Source organism: Streptomyces katrae (assembly GCF_002028425.1).
Lineage (GTDB): Bacteria > Actinomycetota > Actinomycetes > Streptomycetales > Streptomycetaceae > Streptomyces > Streptomyces katrae_A.
Genome location: NZ_CP020042.1, coordinates 633,050 through 651,515, shown reverse-complemented (window position 1 = coordinate 651,515; position 18,466 = coordinate 633,050). Strand labels below are relative to the sequence as shown.

Here is an 18,466-nt window from a genome sequence, read left to right as displayed (position 1 = left end):
GACGCCGGCTCCGACAGTTCCCGACAGGCCATAGCCGACGCGCCCACCCCTGTCAGTCCGGAATCTTCCGGGGTCTCCCGGCCCGGCACCGTTGCTACCTTCCGGACGCATCGTCAGGCTCCCGATCAGGAGGACACAGTGAGCGCGCAGCACCCCAGCCGCAGGAACATCCTGAAGACCGCCGGTGCCCTCACGGCCGCGATGGCCATGGGCGGCGCGGGAGTCCTCGCCGCCGCGTCGACCGCTTCCGCCGTCGGTGACATTCCCGGCCTGCACATCACGGAACGCGGCGAGCAGGATCCCCGGATGTGGTACTACCGGTTCCAGACTTCCGCCATCGGCGGCTGGACCCCGGCCGTCAACGTGCTGCTCCCCGACGGCTACCACACCAGCGGGCGCCGCTACCCCGTCCTCTACCTGCTGCACGGTGGCCTGGAGGACTTCATCACCTTCGACCGGTTCCACGACATCCGGGGTCTGACCGCCTGGAAGGACCTCATCGTCGTGATGCCCGACGGCGGGCGCGCCGGCTGGTACTCCAACCCGGTGAGCTCCAACATCGGTGCCCGGAACTGGGAGTACTTCCACATCGGTCAGCTGATCCCGTGGATCGACGCGAACTTCCGCACCTACGCCGAATACGACGGCCGCGCCGTCTCCGGGTTCTCCATGGGCGGCTTCGGCGCCCTGAAGTACGCGGCCAAGTACTACGGCCACTTCGCCTCGGTCAGCGCCCACTCCGGCCCGGCCAACCTGCGCGGGGGCAACGGTGACCTGGTGACCCACTGGGCCAACGCCTCCTCCGCCGCGGTGGAACTGAACGGCGGCAGCATCTATGGCGTGCCCTTCTGGGACCAGGCCCGGGTCAGCGCGGACAACCCGTGCGAGCGCATCGAGAGCTACCGGAACAAGCGGGTCTTCCTGGTCGCCGGTACCAGCCCCGAGGACATCCAGGGTTACGCCAATGAAACCCTGGTGCTGGCCACCCAGCGGGAGTTCAAGTGGAACCTCGACCGCGCGGGCATCCCCTACGAGCAGCACGAGGTGGGCGGCGGTCACTATGTCCGCCGGGATCTGCTGCAGGACGACATCAACGGCATCATCGACCGGCTGCGCAAGGCGTGAACGGCCCCCTGAGCCGTGTCCTCGCGGCGACTGCCGTACTCCTTTCAGCGCTGTCGGTGCCGGCCGCCACGGGTTCGGCCGAGGCCCGGCCCGCCGAGCTCACCGCGGCCTGCCCGACCACCGGCTGGGTGTCCCAGCACTTCCACAGCGGCCACAACGGCGTCGACATCGCCAACGACGTCGGGACCCCGATCTACGCCGTCGGCGACGGCGAAGTGACCATCTCCGGATACACCGGCGACTACGGCCAGTGGATCCGCGTGCTGCACCCCGACGGGCGGATCTCCGAGTACGGGCACATGTCCCGCCGCGACGTCTCCGTGGGCGACCACGTCGTGGCAGGCCAGCAGATCGCCCTGATGGGCGCGGAGGGCACCGACGTCGACGGCTCCCACCTCCACCTGCGGATCTGGGGGGACCGGTCCACCTCCTACGGCATCGACCCCGAGGTCTACCTGGCGGAGCGCGGCGTCGTCCTGCCCTGCACCCCCGGCAGCGGGCCGCGCCCCAAGCCGCCGGTGTATCCGGCGGAGTCGGGCCGCGTGGTGTCGGCGCGGTCGGCGGACGGACGGCTGGAGGTGTTCGCCGCCGGCGCCGACGGGGTGCACCACGCCTGGCAGCAGGAAGTGAACGGCAACTGGTCGGCCTGGGAACCGCTCGGCGGGCCGGGCAACGCCGAACTGGCGATCGCGCCCAATGCCGACGGCCGTCTGGAGATGTTCGCCCTGTCGGGCAGCACCTTCCAGCACCGCTGGCAGCTCTCCCCCTCCGGCGGCTGGTCGAACTGGGAGACCTTCGGCGGTGGCGGCCGCGACACCGCGGCCGGTGTCAACGCCGACGGCCGCATCGAGGTCTACGCCTCAGGTCCGGTCGGCCTCTTCCACCGGTACCAACTCGCCCCCAACGGCGGGTGGTCGGAGTGGGAGGCCACCGGCGGCGGCCCCGCCGACAGCCGGGTGGAGATGGAGAAGTCGCCCGACGGCCGCCTGGAGGTCTTCGCCCTGGGCGCCGACACCTTCCAGCACGCCTACCAGACGGCCCCCAACGGCGGCTGGTCGACGTGGGAGACCTTCGGAGGCGGCGGCCACGACCTCACCGTCGACCACAATGCCGACGGCCGCCTGGAGGTGTTCGCCTCCGGCCCGAACGGGGTGTTCCACAAGTGCCAGACCACCACGGTCAGTTGGTCGGGCTGGGAGGGGACCGGCGGTCCCGCCGACGCGCAACTCAGCAGCGAACGCACACCGGACGGCCGGGTCGAGGTCTTCGCCATGAACGGCAGTACGGCCATGCACACCTGGCAGCGCGCCGTCAACGGGGCGTACGGCGACTGGAACGCCTTCGGCGGCGGCGGCACCGAGGTCACGGCGGCCACCAACGCCGACGGCCGGATGGAAGTCTTCGGCACCAACCACACCGGCACCTTCCACACATGGCAGACCGGCTTCTCCACCTGGTCCGAATGGACCTGGCTCAACACCACCGCCGGCCCCACCCAGGGCTGACCGGTCTCCGACGGCCCCACACGCGCTCTCCGTGGCCGGCCGTGCCCCCCCGTTCGGGCACGGCCGACCACGCGGCCCCTCTGGAGAGACTCATGCCCGCGATCAGCAGACGCACCCTCCTGCGGGGCGCCGCCGGGGCGGGCGCGCTCCCGTTCCTGGACACCGGCCGGACCGCGACCGGCGCCTCCCACGTCGCCGATGCCCTACCAACCGCCCGGTGGGCCGGCGCCGGCCCCTTCGCCTACGTCTACGACCCCTCCACCCCCGCGGGCCCGCGCTACCTCAACGACCACACCCTGATCAAGGCCCAGGGCCACTGGCACCTGTTCAGCAGCGTCGGGGACAGCGCTCCGCGCGGCGAATCCCCGGACAGCACGGGGGAGACCTCCTTCGTCCACGCCTCCGCGCCGAGCCCGAACGGTCCGTGGACCACCCACGCTCATGTACTACACGGAGCTCTCCAGCGCGGGCGGCCACCATGTCGTGGCCTTCCGGCGGTCCGCCGATCTGCTGCACTGGAGCGAGCCGGGCGTCGCGTTCACCGACGCGACCACGGACACGACCGTCTCGGTCACCGAGTTGCTTTCCACCGGGCGGACGCACGTCTTCGCCGTCACCGCCGAAGGCCGGATGCGCACCCGCGTCCAGGACCGGCCGAGCGGCGGATGGCGGCCGTGGACGGCCTTCGGCGACCGGGCGGTCGCACCCGTCGTATCGGGCAGCCCCGCGCTCTGAGCGCGGAGGGCGGTGCGTGGAGGGCGGCGTGTGGAGTGTGGATTTCGCCAAGTGAAAGGGGAAAACGGGAGGGCAGGCGGCGCCGTGATCCCCCGGGCACGGTGACCTTCCCCACCCTGCCGGGGCCGGGGCAGGCCACCGGCCAGGCCACCGGCGGCCACGGCCGGAGGGACGGATACCACTCCGATGCCCCTGTACCGGCCGCACCGTCTGCTGCTCCGATCCGTTCGGCAGAGAGTCGAAAGAGCGCCAAAGCACCACTGTTGACACGGAGTCGACGTGGCCCGGCCCACAACGGACGGCCCTTGCGGGAGGGTGGGTCAGGCGGATGGGAAGGGAGACCCGGGAGGCTTCCACGGCCGCCAGGGTGGGCGTCCCGACCCGGCGGAAGCCGGGCAGGCGCCGCCCTGCCGAAGTGGCCGAAGTGCGCCGATGAACTCCCTTGAGAGATGAGTATTGTTCCACTCGTCCGAGCAGCGACGCGTGGAACAGGGGGAACCGTGAGCGGTGTAGTCGTCCACCTGCCGCAGGGGTGCAGTGGCGCCGACGGCGGCGAACCGTACGGTGACCCCGTGACGCTGCGGCTCGGACCGGGCGAGGCCGCCCGCTTCGGACGGGGCTCCGCGACGGTCCCCGTCGAACTGCGCCTCGCCGACCCGGCGATCTCCCGGCTCGCCGGGGAGATCCGCGTCGCCGACGACCACTGGCAGCTGACCAACCACAGCGCCACCCACAGCTACCTGGTGGAGAACCCGGAAGGAGCGGGGGAGTACCTGAGGGTCCCGCCGCGCCGGGTCGGTGCGCCCGTCCCGTTCGAGTTCTCACGCGTGGTGCTGCCCACCCGCAGCGACGTCACCGTGTCCTTCCAGGTGTTCGCGCCCGACCACGTCTATCTGGACCCGGACGCCATGGGCGCACCCTGGGGCCGCCTCACGGTCACGGCGTACTCCCTGGACGAGACGGCCGCCTACTTCCTCGTACTCGTCGCGCTCTGCGAACCGCGCCTGCGCGACCAGTCCCGCGTGGCGGTCCCCACGACTCCCCAGATCGTCGAGCGGCTCAGGGGACACCCCACCTGCGGCACGCTGACCGCGCGTGCGATCAGCTCGCACATCGACTACCTCGCCGAGGAGAAGCTGCGCATCGGCGCCCCGGACCTGCGCGAACCCGGCAGGAGCGAGCGCCGCAACGGCAAGCGGGAGGAGATCGTCGGGCTCGCGCTGCGGTTCGGGCTCGTACGGGAGGAGCACCTCACGCTGCTGCCGCCCCTGACGGGGGCCGGCGGGCGGGAGCGGCAGAGCAGGCGATGACGCCGCCGAACGGCCTGCGCGACACCACGGAGTGCGAGCGCAGGGACCTCCTGCCGCCCGGCTACCGGGTGCGGGACTGGGCGGTCACCGACTTGATCGGGTCCGGGGGCTGGTCCACGGTCTACGCGGCACGGCCGGCCGACGGGTACCCCGGGCGGACCGGCGGCGCGGCCCCTGCGGGCGGGCCGGCGGGACCAGCCGACGTCGCGCTGAAAATCATGCCGACCGCCGGGTACGCCCCGCGCCAGACGCGCAGGATCGTGGAATCCGCGCGCCGCGAGGTCGAACTCGGGCGCAGGGCGGGCCACCCCCGGCTGATCGGTCTCCTGGACTCCTTCGTCCTCGCCGCACCCGACCGCCCCTCGCTGGACGGCGCGATCGTGCTGGTCATGGAGCGGGCCGCGGGCAGCCTGCGCGAACTCCTCGACGCGGGGGTGGCCGAGGCCGACCGCCCCCGGCTGATCGCGGGGATCTGCGAGGGACTGGCCCACCTCCACCGCTCGGGCTGGGTCCACGCCGATCTCAAGCCGGAGAACGTCCTACTGGGCACCGACCGTTCCGTGAAGCTCTCGGACTTCGGCCTCGCCACCGAGATGACGGGCACGCACGGGTACGCGCCGCCCATGGGCACCCTGGACTACCTCCCGCCCGAGCGCTGGCGGGCGCCGCTCGGGGAACTCGGCGTACAGGTCCGGCCGAGCGCCGACATCTGGGCCCTGGGCATCATCATCCACGAGGTGTTCGCGTCCGGCGCCTCCCCGTTCTCCGGCGCCACACCCATGGCCCGGGGCGCCGCCGTGCAGGGGTACGGCGAAGGGCGGGTGGCGCTGCGCATGGACCACGCGGTGCCGCCGTTCTGGCGGGCGCTGGCGGCCGACTGCCTCGCCCCCACTCACGCGGCGCGCGCCCCGCACACCGCCGAGAGCCTGCTCGCCCGTATCGCCGCCGAACAGGGAACCCGCGGGACGGGGGCGGGACGGCTGCGGGGCCGGGCCCGCGCCGCCGTCCTGGCCACCGCGCTGTGCGGGATCGCGGGCGCGACCCTGTGGTCGGACGCGGTGCGGGCGAGCCCGTCCGCACCGCCCGGTGGCGCGGAGGCGAAGGCCGGCGCGATCCGGGTGTTCAACGCCGAGAAGGGGTGTCGGGAGCGGGCCGACCGGGACCGGCAGTGCAGTCTGGGCCTGGCGATCGACCCCCGGCGGCCGTACGCCGCGGACAACGTCGTGGCGACCCGGGTGTGGCACGGCGACGTCCTCGCCGCCGACTGCCAGGTGTCCGACGGGCAGCCCATCATCAACGAGGAGGACCAGCAGTCCACCCGCTGGTTCCGCGTCCGCCTCCCTCCCGGCTCCACACCCCCCACGGCCTGGCTCCCCGCCGTACGCACGAAGGACCGGCCGGCCCTGCCGGGGTGCCCGGCCCCCACGACCGCGCGCTGATCCGCGGGGGCTGCCGCCCAGGTGGGTCGGGAGGAGGATGAAGGGAGGCCGACAGGGCGAGCCGGGGGACCGGGCCATCGGCCCCAGGCCCGCTCACCGTGGGTGAAGGAGCTCCGTTCGTGGTCGCGTCAGAGACGGTCCGGGCCGGGTCCGGGACAACGCGATGGGCCCGGTGGGCGGCTTGTCGCATCGCCGCGTGACGGGCATCCAACCCTCTGCCCCGTCGGCTGCCACCCGGTGTCCCGCGGCCTGCGCGGCGGGTTGTGATCCGGTCTACCCGCGGTTGCGGACCGGTATGGGGGCTGCTGGGGGGGGCCTCACCGGGGGCCGGCGGGCCCGCGGTGAGGCCCGCGCCGCTGCCGACGGAGCCGCGTACGGGCCGCTGACCTGGGTCACCACCGTTTGCATACCGGTGGTCGGGTGTTGCCGAACTCCCGCCTCCTAACTTCTGCTCATGCCGGACCGCGGGCTTCGCGGTCGGCCCGGTCCCCACCACGCCAGGGAGATTCACATGGCTGCGAACGCCGACCCCACCGAGGAGCGGGCCGAGGACGTCGCCGAGGTCGAGGCGCACAGCTCGGTGCTCGACGCCCAGGGCCCGGCAAACGGCATGGACCAGGGCCAGACCTCCTCCATCAGCGTGGTCGGCGCGACCGCCGCCGAGGTCTGATCACCGAAGCGGCGTGCCCGACGCCACGCCGGGCACCCCTCTTCTCGCATCGCCAGACAGCTCTCTCAGGGAAAGCAGAGAATGAACCTCAGGAAATTCGTGGTGGCCGCCGCACTCGGCGCCACCGTGCTCACCGCCGTGCCCGCGCTGGTCGCCCCGCACCCGGCTGCCGCCGACGGCTGCTGGGGCGAGTACTACAGCGACTGCCAATGGGACCCGGGCGCGGGCTACGACCCGGGCGGCTCGGGCGGTGGCGACTACGGCGGTGGCGACTACGGCGGTGGTGGCGGTGGCGAAGTGGTCATCATCCCGGGCTCGAAGGAGTCGGAGCCCGCTGAGCCCGCCTACCCCGGCGACCCGAGCTACAGCTACGAGTCTGACAGCAGCGGTGCGAGCGGCGGGGGCAGCAGCGGCGGCGCGGACTCCGCCGTCCCCTTCCGCGAGGGCGAGAAGGCGAAGCTGAGGCTGCCCTGCAAGAGGAACGACGGCCCCGCGCCGATGAAGTGGAACGAGAGCTCCAAGTACACGGTGAGCTACAAGGTCAGCGGGAACATCTCGGCCACGGCGGCGAAGCTGCTCACTGTCTCCGTCGGCGGCGAGCTCAACTCGACGACCGAAAAGTCCATCGGCTTCGAGATCACGCTCAACCCGGGACAGGGCTTTGCGCTGGACGTGGAGTACCAGACCAAGGAATACATGATCACGACGACGAACTGGCTCGGTCAGACCACCGTCGAGTTCGCGAACGTCACCGCGCCGACCGGCGCGATCACGGCCGTCCCCTGCTGATGCACGACCGTTCCACCACGGCGGCGGTGCGACGGGTGCTTCCCGTCGCACCGCCGCTCGACGCCGTCGCGATCCCGCCCGCCGCCCGCCGCCGGGCACTCGACGGGCTGGCCGAGCTGACGGCCGCAACCCGCACGCATCTGGACGACCCCGACCTCTTCCACCGCCCCCGGTGGCGGCCCAAGCTCCACCTGAACCGCATCGCCGGAATCGACCCGGCACAGCTGGCCGAGCAACTCGCCGCCGCGGCCGAGACACGGAGCGCGACCGGCCTGCTCGCCGTCCACTCGGTCCGCGCCGAGCTGCTTGAACACCCCGGCCGACGACCCTGCTTCACCCCGGACGCGCTCGCCGAACTGCACCGCATGCTGATCGCGGGGGACCCCAACATCACCGCCCGAGGCGGCTTCCGCCGCTCGTCCTCCACCGTCACCTGGCCCGACGGGCAGATCTTCTCGATCGCGACCGCGGCGGGTCCGCAGTTGAGGGAGCGGATCGAGTACTGGCACCACTGGGGCACCCGCACCACCGCGCCCCCGCTGGACGCCGCCGCGCTCGCCATGGCAGGACTGCTGACGATCCATCCGTTCGCTGACGCCAATGGCCGCACCGCCCGCCTGCTCGCCCAGTGCGACCTGGTGGCGGCAGGCCTGTTGCCCGGCCTGCTGCTCGATCTCGACGCCTGGGCCGAACAGCACCACGCCGAGCACGACACGGCCCTGGTCGCCGCGGCCGACGGCGACCTCACCCGCTGGGGAGCACTCTTCGCCCGCGCGGTGACCGAGACCGCCCGGCACCGCACCCGCACGCTCACGGCCCACGGCCGGCTGCTCGACACCGCCCTCGCGCAGGTGACCGACGATCCCGCGGCCGTGGCCGTCCTCACCCAGCTCCGCGCCGCACCGGCGGTCTCGGCCGCCTGGCTGCGCGACCGCGTCGCGCACGAGCCGCAGCCGGCGCTGGACCGCCTGCGCGCAGCAGGCATCCTCACCGACCACCCCCGCCTCCCCGGAGCACTGATCCACCCGCAGCTCCTCGAACTGCTCGACACCCCCTACCGGCCCGACCCGGAGAGGAAACCCGACGATGCCGAAGGAGGAGGGCCCGCCGCGCCGCGCTGACGGCCCATGCCCGCAGGCCGGAGGCGCGATGCCGCTGGTACCGGCATCGTCCCCCGGTCCGCCTCCGCTCCCCCCGCCCCTCCACGGAGGCTCGCTCAGCGCACACTCGGCTCCCACCCGTGCTGTTCGGCGGGCGTCGTCCACCGGGCCTGCTCCCGGGCGAGCAGGCAGGTGAGGTGCGGCAGCGTGTACACCGCCAAGTGCGCGGTGACCTCGCTCGCCGGCGAGAGGACCAGCCCGGCCTCGATCAGCCGCTCGATCTGACGCCGTGCCGCGTCCGGAGCGCACCCCAGCGCGACCGCCGCACGCTCCGCGGTGAACACCGACGGGCCCGGCAGCGCCCCGAGCCGGACCAGCGCGGAACGATGGGAGTCCTCCAGCCGCCGCCACTCCTCGGCGACCAGTGACCGCACGTCGAGGTCGCCCACGGCGAGTTCGTCCAGCACGATGCGCGGATCGGACAGCCGGTCCGCGTACTCCGCGAGCGGCAGGTGCCGCAGCACGGTGAGTTTGAGGCCGGCCACACGGACCGCGAGCGGGAGCATGCCGCAGGACCGCACGACGCGTTCGGCCGCCGCCAGGTCGCCGCGCACCCGGCCGGTGATCCGGTCCATCAGGTCCAGCGCCTCCTCGACGGAGAACGGCGGCAGGTCCACCCGATGGGTGCCGGCCAGCCCGGCGAGCCGGGTCCGGGCCGTGACGATGACACTGCTGTCCCCGGTGCCGGGCAGCAGGGGGCGCACACTCGCCTCGTCGGGTGCGTCGTCCAGCACGAGCAGTACTCTGCGGTCGGCCAGCCAGTCCCGCCACAGCGCGGTGGCCTGGTCGAGGTGTTCCGCCGACCGGATGTCCCGGCCCGCGTACCGCAGGAGTTCGGCCGCCACCGACGCGGGTGACCGACGGGATCCGTCCGGCTCGCGGAGCCTGAGGTGGATCCGGCCGTCGGGGAAGCGGTCCGCCATGCCGTGCGCGGCGTGGACCGCGAGGACGGTCTTGCCCACGCCGGCCGGTCCGGTGACCAGGGCGACGGCCCCGCCGTCCGACACCGCCACCAGCAGTTCCCCGAGTTGCTCGCCGCGACCGGTGAAGTCGCAGACGTCGGCGGGGAGCGCGACGGGTGCGCGGCGCTGTGCCGCCCCGCTCGGCCGACCGGGGCACGGGGCGTGCCCGTCGTCGGCGAGGATCGACTCGTACAGCGTGGTCAGGGCGGCGCTCGGGGGCAGTCCCAGTTCCCTGGACAGGAGCTGTCGTACCTCCTCGTACCCGGCCAGGGCCTCCGCTCGGCGCCCGCAACGGTGCAGTGCCGACAGGTGCGCCGCCCGCAGCCGTTCCCGCATCGGATGCCGTTCCAGCAGGCCCGTTGTCACCTCGACGACCTCCGCGGGCCGGCCCGACTCCAGCCCGGCCTCGGCCCAGTCCTCGCAGACCGCGAGGTAGCGGCCGACCAGCAGGCCGGCCTGCCCCCGCACCAGCTCGGAGCAGCGCAGCTCGGGGAGCGGCGGCCCGGTCCACAGCCGCCTGGCGCGGTCGAACAGATGGAAGGCCGCCTCGAGTTGGCCATCCGCAGCGGTCTGCCGCGCGGTCCTGGCCAGCGCCTGGAACCTGAGGACGTCCAGCTCGGGCTCGGCGAGCCGCAGCAGGTAGCCCCCGGGCCCGTGGACGATCCGCTCTCCGGCGCTGTCCAGCGTCCTGCGCAGGGCCGAGACGTAGACCTGGATGTTCTTCCGCGCCGTTCGGGGCGGTTCGTCGGCCCAGACGGCCTCGATCAACTGGTCGACCGGGACGAACCTGTTGGGACGGCAGAGCAGCATGGCGAGGACGACCCGCTGTTTGAGCGGGCCGAGCGCGAGCAAGTCGTCCCCGACCTGGACCGACATCGGCCCGAGGAGGGAGAACCGGACGGCTGCCATGCCCTGCCGTACGACCGGCATCTCACGCATGGTCACGGTGTACCAGCCTTTCGGTAGCGGAAGCGACCCCAGCTTCATCGGCCGCGGATCCGCAGACGTCGGGGGAACCACGTAATCGCTGTACGTATCTGCCGGAGTCGCTGTACGTATCCCTCCCGTGCCGCCGCGGTGACGGCGTATGCGTCCCCGTGGCCGCAGTCAGTAGAATGATCACGCTGCTTCACATGTGGAAGTCGAGCCGCCCGTCCGGTATCTGTAAGGTTGTCATATACACGTCCCAAGAGGGAGGACGGCGCCATGGCCGCAGTGCGTCCTCCGGCCGCCAGCGGGCTTCTCGTCGGGCGAGAGGCCGAACTCGACGTTTTCAAATGGTCATTGGCGACATTGAGTGACGGTCGGGGCTCGATCGTCGAGCTCTCTGGGGAACCCGGCAGCGGGAAGACCCGCCTGGCCACCGCCCTTGCGCAGCTGGCCGACCAGCGGGGGATCCCGGTGATCCGCACCCGCGCCCTGCGTGGCGGCTCCCTCCCCCTGCAGGTGTTCCACGATGCCTGGCAGGCACGGCGGGCGGCCGGCGGTCCGCGGCAGCGGTTCGACGAGGCTGCCGGCCGGCTCGCCGAATGGGCCGCGGGCTGCGTCCTCGTGCTGGACGATGTCCACCTGTGCGATCCGGACTCGACGGCGCTGCTGGTACGGCTGGTGCGCTCGGTGCCGCCCGCCCCGTTCCTGCTCGCCCTCGCCCACCGCCCCGGCCGGACCGCACCCGAGCTGCGCGAGGCCCTGGCCGAGGGGGCGCGCACCGGAACGGTGACGCAGGTCCAACCGAGCCCCCTCACCCCCGAAGCCGTGGCCGCACTGCTGGCCGACCGGCCCGCCCCCGCGGGCTCCGGACCGCCCACCCCGGCCGAACTCCAGGACTACGCGGCCGGGTTGTGCGCCGCGGCCGAAGGCAATCCGCAGTACGCGCAGCTGCTCATCGCGGCCAACTGGCACCCCGCGTACTGGCCCGACCGCGCCGGCACCGACAGCGCCGGGCTGCTTCGCACCGCGGAACCGCTGATCGCCGAGTTCGACGCGCTGTCACCGCAGGCCGTGCTCACCGCATCGGCCGCCGCCGTGGTCGGCAGCCCGTTCCGGCCGGAGGACATCGCCCGGATCTCCCAAGTGGGAACGGACCCCACCCTCGACGCACTCGCCGAACTGGAGGCCGCGGACCTGGTCCGCCAGGCGGACTGGCGAGGCGGCTTGGCCTTCCGCCACCCCGTCGTCGGCCACGTCGCGCACGAGCGGGCCGGGCTCTCCTTCCGGCTGCGCGCCCACCGCCGGGCCCTGGACCTCATCACCGCCCGGGGCGGCCGGGCCCACGACCGGGCCCGGCACGCCGAGCAGCTGCTCGGCAGCGACGCCGCACTCGCCGCGCGCGCCCTGGCGGACGGGGCCACGGAGATCGCCGCACAGGAACCGGGGGCCGCTGCGCACTGGCTGCGACTCGCCCTGGAATCCCTCCCCGACTGCGAAGCCGGCGCCGCCGCCCGCAACGAGCTGGAACTCGCCTGCTGCCGTGCGCTGATCGACTCGGGCCAACTCGACGAGGCCCGCACCCGCGCGCACGACCTGCTGGGACACCGGGCGGCGGCACTCACCGGACGGCAACTCCTCCACGCCCACGCCGTCTGCGCCGGCGCCGAACGACAGCTCGGCCGGTTCGCGGAGGCGACCGCCATCACCGACACCGCCCTCGGCCTGCTCCCGCGTCCGCTGCCCCGCCCGCTACCGGCCGAAGCCGTCGAACTGGTCGTCGAGCACGGGCTGGTCCACGTCCTGAGCGGAACGCACGACCAGGCCCGCGCATTGCTCCGGCAGGCCGTCCAGGCCCTGGGAGAGACCGACCGCACCAACGAGGCGAACCACGCCGTCCTCCGGGTACTCGACGCCCTCTGCCACACCCACTCCAGCGACGCGGCCGAAGCGATCGACGAAGTCGCCCACTGCGCCAGGCTCGTGGATGCCCTCCCGGACCCGCACGCCGGACGCACACCCGAGACCCTCGCCCTACTCGGCAGCGCCGAACTCTACCTCGAACGGTTCACCGACGCGGCCCGCCACCTGAGCCGAGGACTTACCACCGACCGCAGACGCCACCTGCGCCCCGTCCTGCTCCACCGGCTCCTCGGACTCGCCATAACCGAACTCTGGACCGGCCACCTGGACGCCTCCCACCAGCACGCCCGGGGAGCTGAGAACCTGGCCGGCTCCCTGGGCGTACCACCCGCGGTCACCCTGGCACAGGCGATCAGCGCGCTCGCGCTGATCTGGACCCGCGGACAGGAGTACGCCGGTGCCGCCATCGCCCTCACCGAGGAGGCGACCGGCGCCGCCCCAGCCGGCCACAGCTGGTGGACCGCCTCGGCGACCTGCCTGCTCGCCCACGCCCGACTCCTCGCCGGTGACCCCGCCGGATGCCGGCGGACCCTGCTGGACCCCGGGCGCGGCAGACAACTCCCCCACGTCAGACCCTTCTCACGGCCTTACATGCTCTCCCTGCTGGCGACCGCCACCCTCGACCTCGGCGACCGCGAAGAAGCACAACACCTCATCAAGACCGCCGAAGCGGAAGCCGACCGCCTCGGCCTGTCCGTCCAACAGGCCCACGCCCTCGCCGCCCGCGCCCACCTCCACGCGACCGACGGCGAACACCACGCGGCGGCCGCACTGTTCGCCCTCGCCGCCGACGCGTTCCAGTCCGCCGGGACGCCCGTGCAGTACGCCTGGACGCTGGCGACCGGAGCACGCTCCTTCCACCAGGCCCACGGCGCGGCCGAAGCTTTCGCGCGGCTCGACGCCGCCGAGGCGATCGCACGCACCCGCGGGGCACTGCTCGTCGGGCAACTGGTGACCCGCGCGCGAACCGAACTCGCCGCCGACTCCCGCACCGCGCACCCCTTGGGCCTGCTCAGCGGCCGCGAACGGGAGATCGCCGAACTGGCCGCGACGGGCCTGCGCACCCGCGAGATCGCCGAACGGCTCTTCCTCAGCCCCCGCACAGTGGAGACCCACCTCTCCCGCGCCTACCGCAAACTCGACGTCTCCTCCCGCCTCGCCCTCTCCGACCTCCTGCGCCGCGCCGGCTAGCCCTGTAGTCCGACATCGCCGATGTCCCGGACGGTGGGTCCCTCGCCGCGGAGAGCCAGGTACTTGCTGATGATGTCCGTGATCCGGCGCTGGGTGTGGGTCAGATGGACGCTCACGCAGCGGGTGCCACTGGCCGGCGCGCGCGGCGTGGACGAAGGCAGCCGGGAGGGGAACGGCCCGTTCTGTGGGTGATGGCATGTCGTCGAGGCCCGCGTCTGATCGGGATCGGGGTCCCGGCTCTGTAGCTGATCGCCTCATCTTGCCGAGGGGAGCGCTGACCGGTTCACCCCTGCGACCGCATGACACAGCAGCGGTAGCAGGCGCCTCCTCCCGACCACGTGCGGACCTCCCGACCTGCGGAGATGAGCAGGGCCGGGCCCTGTTATCGTACGCCGATGCCAACGATCAAACAGTTCCAAGTGACCTTCGACTGCACGGAGCCTGCGCGCCTCGCCGCCTTCTGGTGCGAGGTGCTGGGCTACGTCGTGCCGACGGTCCCGGAGGGCTTTGCCACGTGGGAGGAGTACCACCGCACGCTGCCGCCCGAGGATGAGGTCTACTTCGCGTGCACTGATCCCTCGGGAATGGGCCCGCGCTTGCTCTTCCAGCGAGTCCCCGAAGCCAAGGTCGTCAAGAACCGGATGCATCTCGATGTACGGGCCGGCGTCGGGCTCGTGGGCGAGGAGCGCCTGGCCACACTCGAGGCCGAATGCGCACGGCTGATGGCGCTCGGCGCGAAACACGTGCTGACGCAGCGCGCCGATGGCGTCAACGAGTCGTGCATCACGATGCAGGACGTCGAAGGCAACGAGTTCTGCCTCGCCTGATAGTCCTCCGACACTGCGAGGTGGGGAGCCGCCTCCGAGGCCGCGATTAAGGGCTACCGGATCCGCTACACGCTCACCACGAAGCTGGTGGACGAGCTGGTCGAGGCCGCCGACGTGGTGCGGCTCAACAAGACCGTCACCCGCAACGGCCGCGTCGATCTCCTCTGCGTCGACGAACTCGGCCCCGGTCGCCGCGTTGCCGAGCACCGGGTGAACGCATCTGGATACACCGCATACAGTCATCTGTCTCATGACCAGGGGTGTCCAGAGTGGAGGTGGGCCGGCCGGGGGTGTCGGTCAGGGGGCGGATGAGGTAGCGGCCGCGCAGGCCGCCCTTCGCGGTGGCCCGGTGGGCCTCGGCGGCGCCGGTCACCAGCAGGCGAGCGGCCCGGCCACCCGGGTGCCGACGGCCAGATCGACGCCGGGGCCAGCCGCGTCCACGAGGCCGGCGCAGTCCCAGCCGCCCGTCTTTCCGAGCCGGTGTGACGTGTCGTTCGCTCCGGTGCGTTGCTCCGGCTATGAGGGACGGATCGATCGCGCGAAGGGAAAGGCGAGGTCGGTGCCTGTCAGCGGATGATCTGGTGCAGGGGACAGCGGTCGCGCTTCCGTGGTGACGGGCACGGATTCCGCGGTTGGACGGCGAGCATCGCCCCGCGGCCGGGCCGCAACAGCGTATCCGCCTGACCCCGCTGGGCCACCGGCTGAACCAGGACCTGCGGCCGGGCTACGACCAGACCCAGGCCGGCCTCGACCGCGTGATCGCCGACGTCCGCAACACACACGGCGCGCTGCGCGTTGGCTTCGTCGGCGCGGCCGCCGGGCAGGTCGTCCACCAAGCCCGCGACCTGTTCGCAGAACGCGAGCCGGACCTCCGACACCCCGCCCATCGACTGCGCGCCGGTATGGCTCAAAGCAAGCAACAGCCCTCGCATCCGCGCCTTCGCCCGCGCCACGCAAGAGGTCGCCAACCGCATCTACCTCGCCGCCACGCTCCAGGGTCCACCCCCACGGCCACTGCGTGCCCCGCCCCCGCTCGGCCAAAGGAGGGTCAGGCGTGCGCCGGCTCGTCCTGGGAGTCCGTGGCGGGTGCAGTTGCGCCGGGTGCCGAGGAGGTGGGCATGCGCTTCTCGTACCGTTCGGGCAGTGCCCACCGGTACAGCGGCATGGCGCTCGCGGTGGTGATCACGGCGACCAGCACGAGCATGGAGAACACCTCGGACGTGATCATTCCTTGTGCCAGGCCGATGTTGATGAAGATGAGGATCATCAGACCACGAGCGTTCATCAGGCCACCTACGGCCCAGGACTCACGCCAGCTGAACCCGATGGTGCGCATCGCGGCGGCGCAGCCGACGTACTTCCCGATGAAGCCCGCGACCAGGATGAGCAGGAACGGAACGAGCATGGACCAGCCAGCGATGCCGCCCAGCTCGGTGTTGAGCCCGGAGAACGCGAAGAAGATGGGCAGCAGCAGCACACAGACGACATCCATCATCCGGCTGTGCAGCGCCTCGCGGAACGCGGGGTTGCGGGGCATCGCCAGCCCGGCGATGAACCCGCCGAACACCGAGTAGATTCCGATGTAGTCGGTGAACAGGCCGGACAGCAGCACGATGCCGACGATGAGGTACATCTGGTCGAAGCCAAAGGTGCCGGTGCGCTCCACCCGGTCTCCCAGCGGGCGCAGCAGTGGCCGGACGACGAGAAGCATGACGGCGGCGAAGACGGTGGTGAGGCCGATGGTGCGCACCACGTGCATCGCGCCTGCGCCGGTGTGCATGGCCGAGAGCACGGCGAGGAAGCACCAGGCGGCCGCGTCGTCGACGGAGGCGCCGAGCAGGGTCATCCGACCGAGCGGGGTGTTCTGCAGGTTCCGTTCGTACAGGATGCGGGCGAGCATCGGGAACGCCGTGATCGACAGGGCACCACCGACGAACAGGGCGAATTCGAACGTGCTGACATCGGGGCGGGAGAGCTTGTCGTACAGGACATGCGCGGCTGCGGCGCCGAGCAGCAAGGGTGGGAGGATGCCGGAGACGGCCAGCACGGCTGCGTTCCTGGTGTCTTTCGTGCCCTGGCCGGAGCTGTGCTCAAGACCGGTTCCCACCAGGAACATGAACACCGTCAGGCCGATGGTGCTCAGGACGTACAGGATGGGCTTGACTTCAGGGGCGAAGACGAATTCCTGGGCCGTGGGGAAGAGTGCGCCGAGCAGGGTGGGGCCAAGGAGGACGCCGGCGACCATCTCGCCGAGCACGCGAGGCTGCTTGACGAGCATCGCCAGCCGCCCACACAGGGCCGATGCGGCCAGAATGACCACGATCGCGGGCAGGACCTTGAGGACAAGTTGCAGATTCTTGTCGGTGGTGACGGATGCCAGATAGGTGGCGTGCTGCACGGGGACTCCCCTCGGTGATCACGTCGGTGCCGGACAGGCCTTAGCTCCATGCCTTGTAGTAGGCACTCAGCGTGTTCCGCAGGGTGTCGTTGAGCTTGGGGATGAACTCGGCGGGCGGGGTGAAGCAGGGGTGCAGCGCGTCGATCGTGTCGGCGTAGCTGCGGCGCAGCTGCTCTTCCATGCGCTCCGGCCACTCCGGCGTCACCCGCCACCGGGTCTCGTAGCCCGAAGCCATCATCTGGTCAACCACCGAGTCGAGGATTTCCTGGCGGGTTCCGGAGGGCAGCGGGGCGCGCACCGGGGTGAAGGCGGCCAGCTCCGCTACGAGTGGCCGGCCGTCCTCGATCGACGTCGCCATATGCTGGGCCAACAGCGGCGATTGGTGCAGCCCGTCGCGGTAGGTTCCGGTTGCCAGCCAGAGGCCGTCCATGCCTGCCGAGCCGACGAGCGGGAATCCATCGACCGGGACCGGGCGGTTGCCGACCTGCACGGCGCGGACGGCTCCGCGCGGCAGCCCCGAGTAGAGCTGGTCCACCGCGCACTCCAGGAGGAATTGGAGGTCCCGCACGGTGGCGTACTTCCGGGGATGTTCGGACAGGACATTGGTGCCACCCACGTAGAGGGTCCCCTCGCTCCGCGGAACGCAGTGGATGCCGCAGGCGAACGCCCGATTGGGGCTGCGCAGGACACTGCGCGGAAGACTTCTGTCCGGGGTCTCGACCAGCGCCGAGACCCCGTATCCGCTCACCATCGGGGGAATCTGCCGGCGGAGGTCCTCGACCTGGCCCAGGAGTTCCAGTGAGCGGGCGCCCGCGGCCACCACTACCTGCCCGCACGGCAACAGCCGACCGTCGGTGAGGCGTACCCCGAGGACCCGGCCGCGCCGCACCTCGACCGCGTCCGCCTCGGCGTCGACCGTCTCGCCGCCCAGCGCGCTGAACGCCTGGTCGAGCTTGGCCAGCAGCCGGTGGGCGTCGACCGCGTGTTCCCCCGGAAGGTGGATTCCGCGCAGCGCACGGGCCAGCTCGTCGGGGGAGAACCAGTCCAACTCCTCCGGGTCGATCAGCTCGTGGGGTTCCCGGTACTCGCGAAGGGCGGTCTCGATGGCCCGGAAGTTGGCCGAGTCGACCGCAGCCGTTCCGGCGGTGTTGAGTACCACCACGGTGCCGTCCGCGGTGAACAGGGTCTCCTCGGATCCGGACGCGGCGGCCAGTTCGCGGTCCCAGTCCGGCCATTCCGCGCGGGCCCGGTAGTCCGTCGCCAGCTTGGCCCGGCCGCTCGGGGTGGCAAGCATCGACGAGGTGACCTCTCCGAAGCACCCCAGCATCGCGCCGGCGGCTGACGAGGCCGCGAACGGGCGGCCCTCGGCTCCGATCCGGGTCACTGAGTGCCCTCTTCGCACCAGTTCGAAGGCGACGGACGAGCCGACGGCACCATTGCCGACCACAATGACATCCGGCCTGGGACTGTCCATGGAATATCCTCCAGATCACCTTGCGCGGACG

Annotated in this window: 14 protein-coding genes and 1 pseudogene; 11 read left to right on the top strand and 4 right to left on the bottom strand. The window is 71.9% G+C overall.

Annotated elements, in window-relative coordinates:
* Nucleotides 1-138 precede the first annotated feature (138 nt).
* The 8 genes from B4U46_RS03165 to B4U46_RS03135 all read left to right on the top strand — a co-directional run bounded on the left by B4U46_RS03165 (nt 139) and on the right by B4U46_RS03135 (nt 8,694).
* Nucleotides 139-1,125: an alpha/beta hydrolase-fold protein gene (locus B4U46_RS03165; protein ID WP_107438218.1), complete on the top strand. Its 987-nt coding sequence runs from the start codon at nt 139-141 to the stop codon at nt 1,123-1,125.
* A complete protein-coding gene (locus B4U46_RS03160) occupies nt 1,122-2,630 on the top strand; it encodes a peptidoglycan DD-metalloendopeptidase family protein (RefSeq protein WP_079423870.1) in 1,509 nt (502 codons plus the stop codon). Before B4U46_RS03165 ends, B4U46_RS03160 begins: the two co-directional genes overlap by 4 nt.
* A 441-nt stretch (nt 2,631-3,071) precedes the next feature.
* Nucleotides 3,072-3,365, top strand: coding sequence for a hypothetical protein (locus B4U46_RS38855; RefSeq protein ID WP_237292585.1), 294 nt, complete (start codon nt 3,072-3,074; stop codon nt 3,363-3,365).
* Between the two features lie 500 nt (nt 3,366-3,865).
* Nucleotides 3,866-4,675: a serine/threonine protein kinase gene (locus B4U46_RS03150; protein WP_185117342.1), complete on the top strand. Its 810-nt coding sequence runs from the start codon at nt 3,866-3,868 to the stop codon at nt 4,673-4,675.
* Nucleotides 4,672-6,114, top strand: coding sequence for a serine/threonine-protein kinase (locus tag B4U46_RS03145; protein ID WP_079423868.1), 1,443 nt, complete (start codon nt 4,672-4,674; stop codon nt 6,112-6,114). The genes B4U46_RS03150 and B4U46_RS03145 overlap by 4 nt, the downstream gene beginning before the upstream one ends.
* Before the next feature lie 511 nt (nt 6,115-6,625).
* Nucleotides 6,626-6,784, top strand: coding sequence for a hypothetical protein (locus B4U46_RS37235; RefSeq protein ID WP_159402061.1), 159 nt, complete (start codon nt 6,626-6,628; stop codon nt 6,782-6,784).
* Between the two features lie 81 nt (nt 6,785-6,865).
* Nucleotides 6,866-7,573 (top strand): DUF6426 family protein, encoded by a 708-nt coding sequence (locus tag B4U46_RS03140; protein WP_079423866.1) that lies wholly within the window; start codon nt 6,866-6,868, stop codon nt 7,571-7,573.
* Nucleotides 7,573-8,694: a Fic family protein gene (locus B4U46_RS03135; protein WP_079423864.1), complete on the top strand. Its 1,122-nt coding sequence runs from the start codon at nt 7,573-7,575 to the stop codon at nt 8,692-8,694. Before B4U46_RS03140 ends, B4U46_RS03135 begins: the two co-directional genes overlap by 1 nt.
* Nucleotides 8,695-8,789: 95 nt before the next feature.
* Here the strand turns inward: B4U46_RS03135 and B4U46_RS03130 are convergent, their stop codons facing one another.
* Nucleotides 8,790-10,634, bottom strand: a complete 1,845-nt coding sequence (locus B4U46_RS03130) for an AfsR/SARP family transcriptional regulator (RefSeq protein ID WP_107438397.1) — start codon at nt 10,632-10,634, stop codon at nt 8,790-8,792.
* Between the two features lie 267 nt (nt 10,635-10,901).
* Here B4U46_RS03130 and B4U46_RS03125 point away from each other — a divergent pair, with 267 nt between their 5' ends.
* The 3 genes and pseudogenes from B4U46_RS03125 to B4U46_RS38850 all read left to right on the top strand — a co-directional run.
* Nucleotides 10,902-13,736, top strand: a complete 2,835-nt coding sequence (locus B4U46_RS03125; protein ID WP_079423862.1) for a LuxR C-terminal-related transcriptional regulator — start codon at nt 10,902-10,904, stop codon at nt 13,734-13,736.
* 395 nt (nt 13,737-14,131) lie between these two features.
* Complete coding sequence (locus B4U46_RS03120; protein WP_079423860.1) at nt 14,132-14,563, top strand: VOC family protein; 432 nt, start codon at nt 14,132-14,134, stop codon at nt 14,561-14,563.
* Between the two features lie 33 nt (nt 14,564-14,596).
* Nucleotides 14,597-14,746: pseudogene (locus tag B4U46_RS38850) on the top strand (ATP-binding protein); the annotation flags it as partial.
* A 383-nt stretch (nt 14,747-15,129) separates the two neighbouring features.
* Here B4U46_RS38850 and B4U46_RS03110 read toward each other — a convergent pair.
* The 3 genes from B4U46_RS03110 to B4U46_RS03100 form a co-directional block, all read right to left on the bottom strand.
* Entirely contained in the window at nt 15,130-15,516 is a 387-nt protein-coding gene (locus B4U46_RS03110) for a hypothetical protein (protein WP_123995872.1), read from the bottom strand.
* Between the two features lie 95 nt (nt 15,517-15,611).
* Nucleotides 15,612-16,961 carry a cation:proton antiporter gene (locus tag B4U46_RS03105; RefSeq protein WP_079423855.1) on the bottom strand — a complete coding sequence of 450 codons (1,350 nt, stop codon included), beginning with the start codon at nt 16,959-16,961 and terminating at the stop codon, nt 15,612-15,614.
* Between the two features lie 40 nt (nt 16,962-17,001).
* Complete coding sequence (locus tag B4U46_RS03100; protein WP_079423853.1) at nt 17,002-18,435, bottom strand: NAD(P)/FAD-dependent oxidoreductase; 1,434 nt, start codon at nt 18,433-18,435, stop codon at nt 17,002-17,004.
* Nucleotides 18,436-18,466 lie beyond the last annotated feature (31 nt).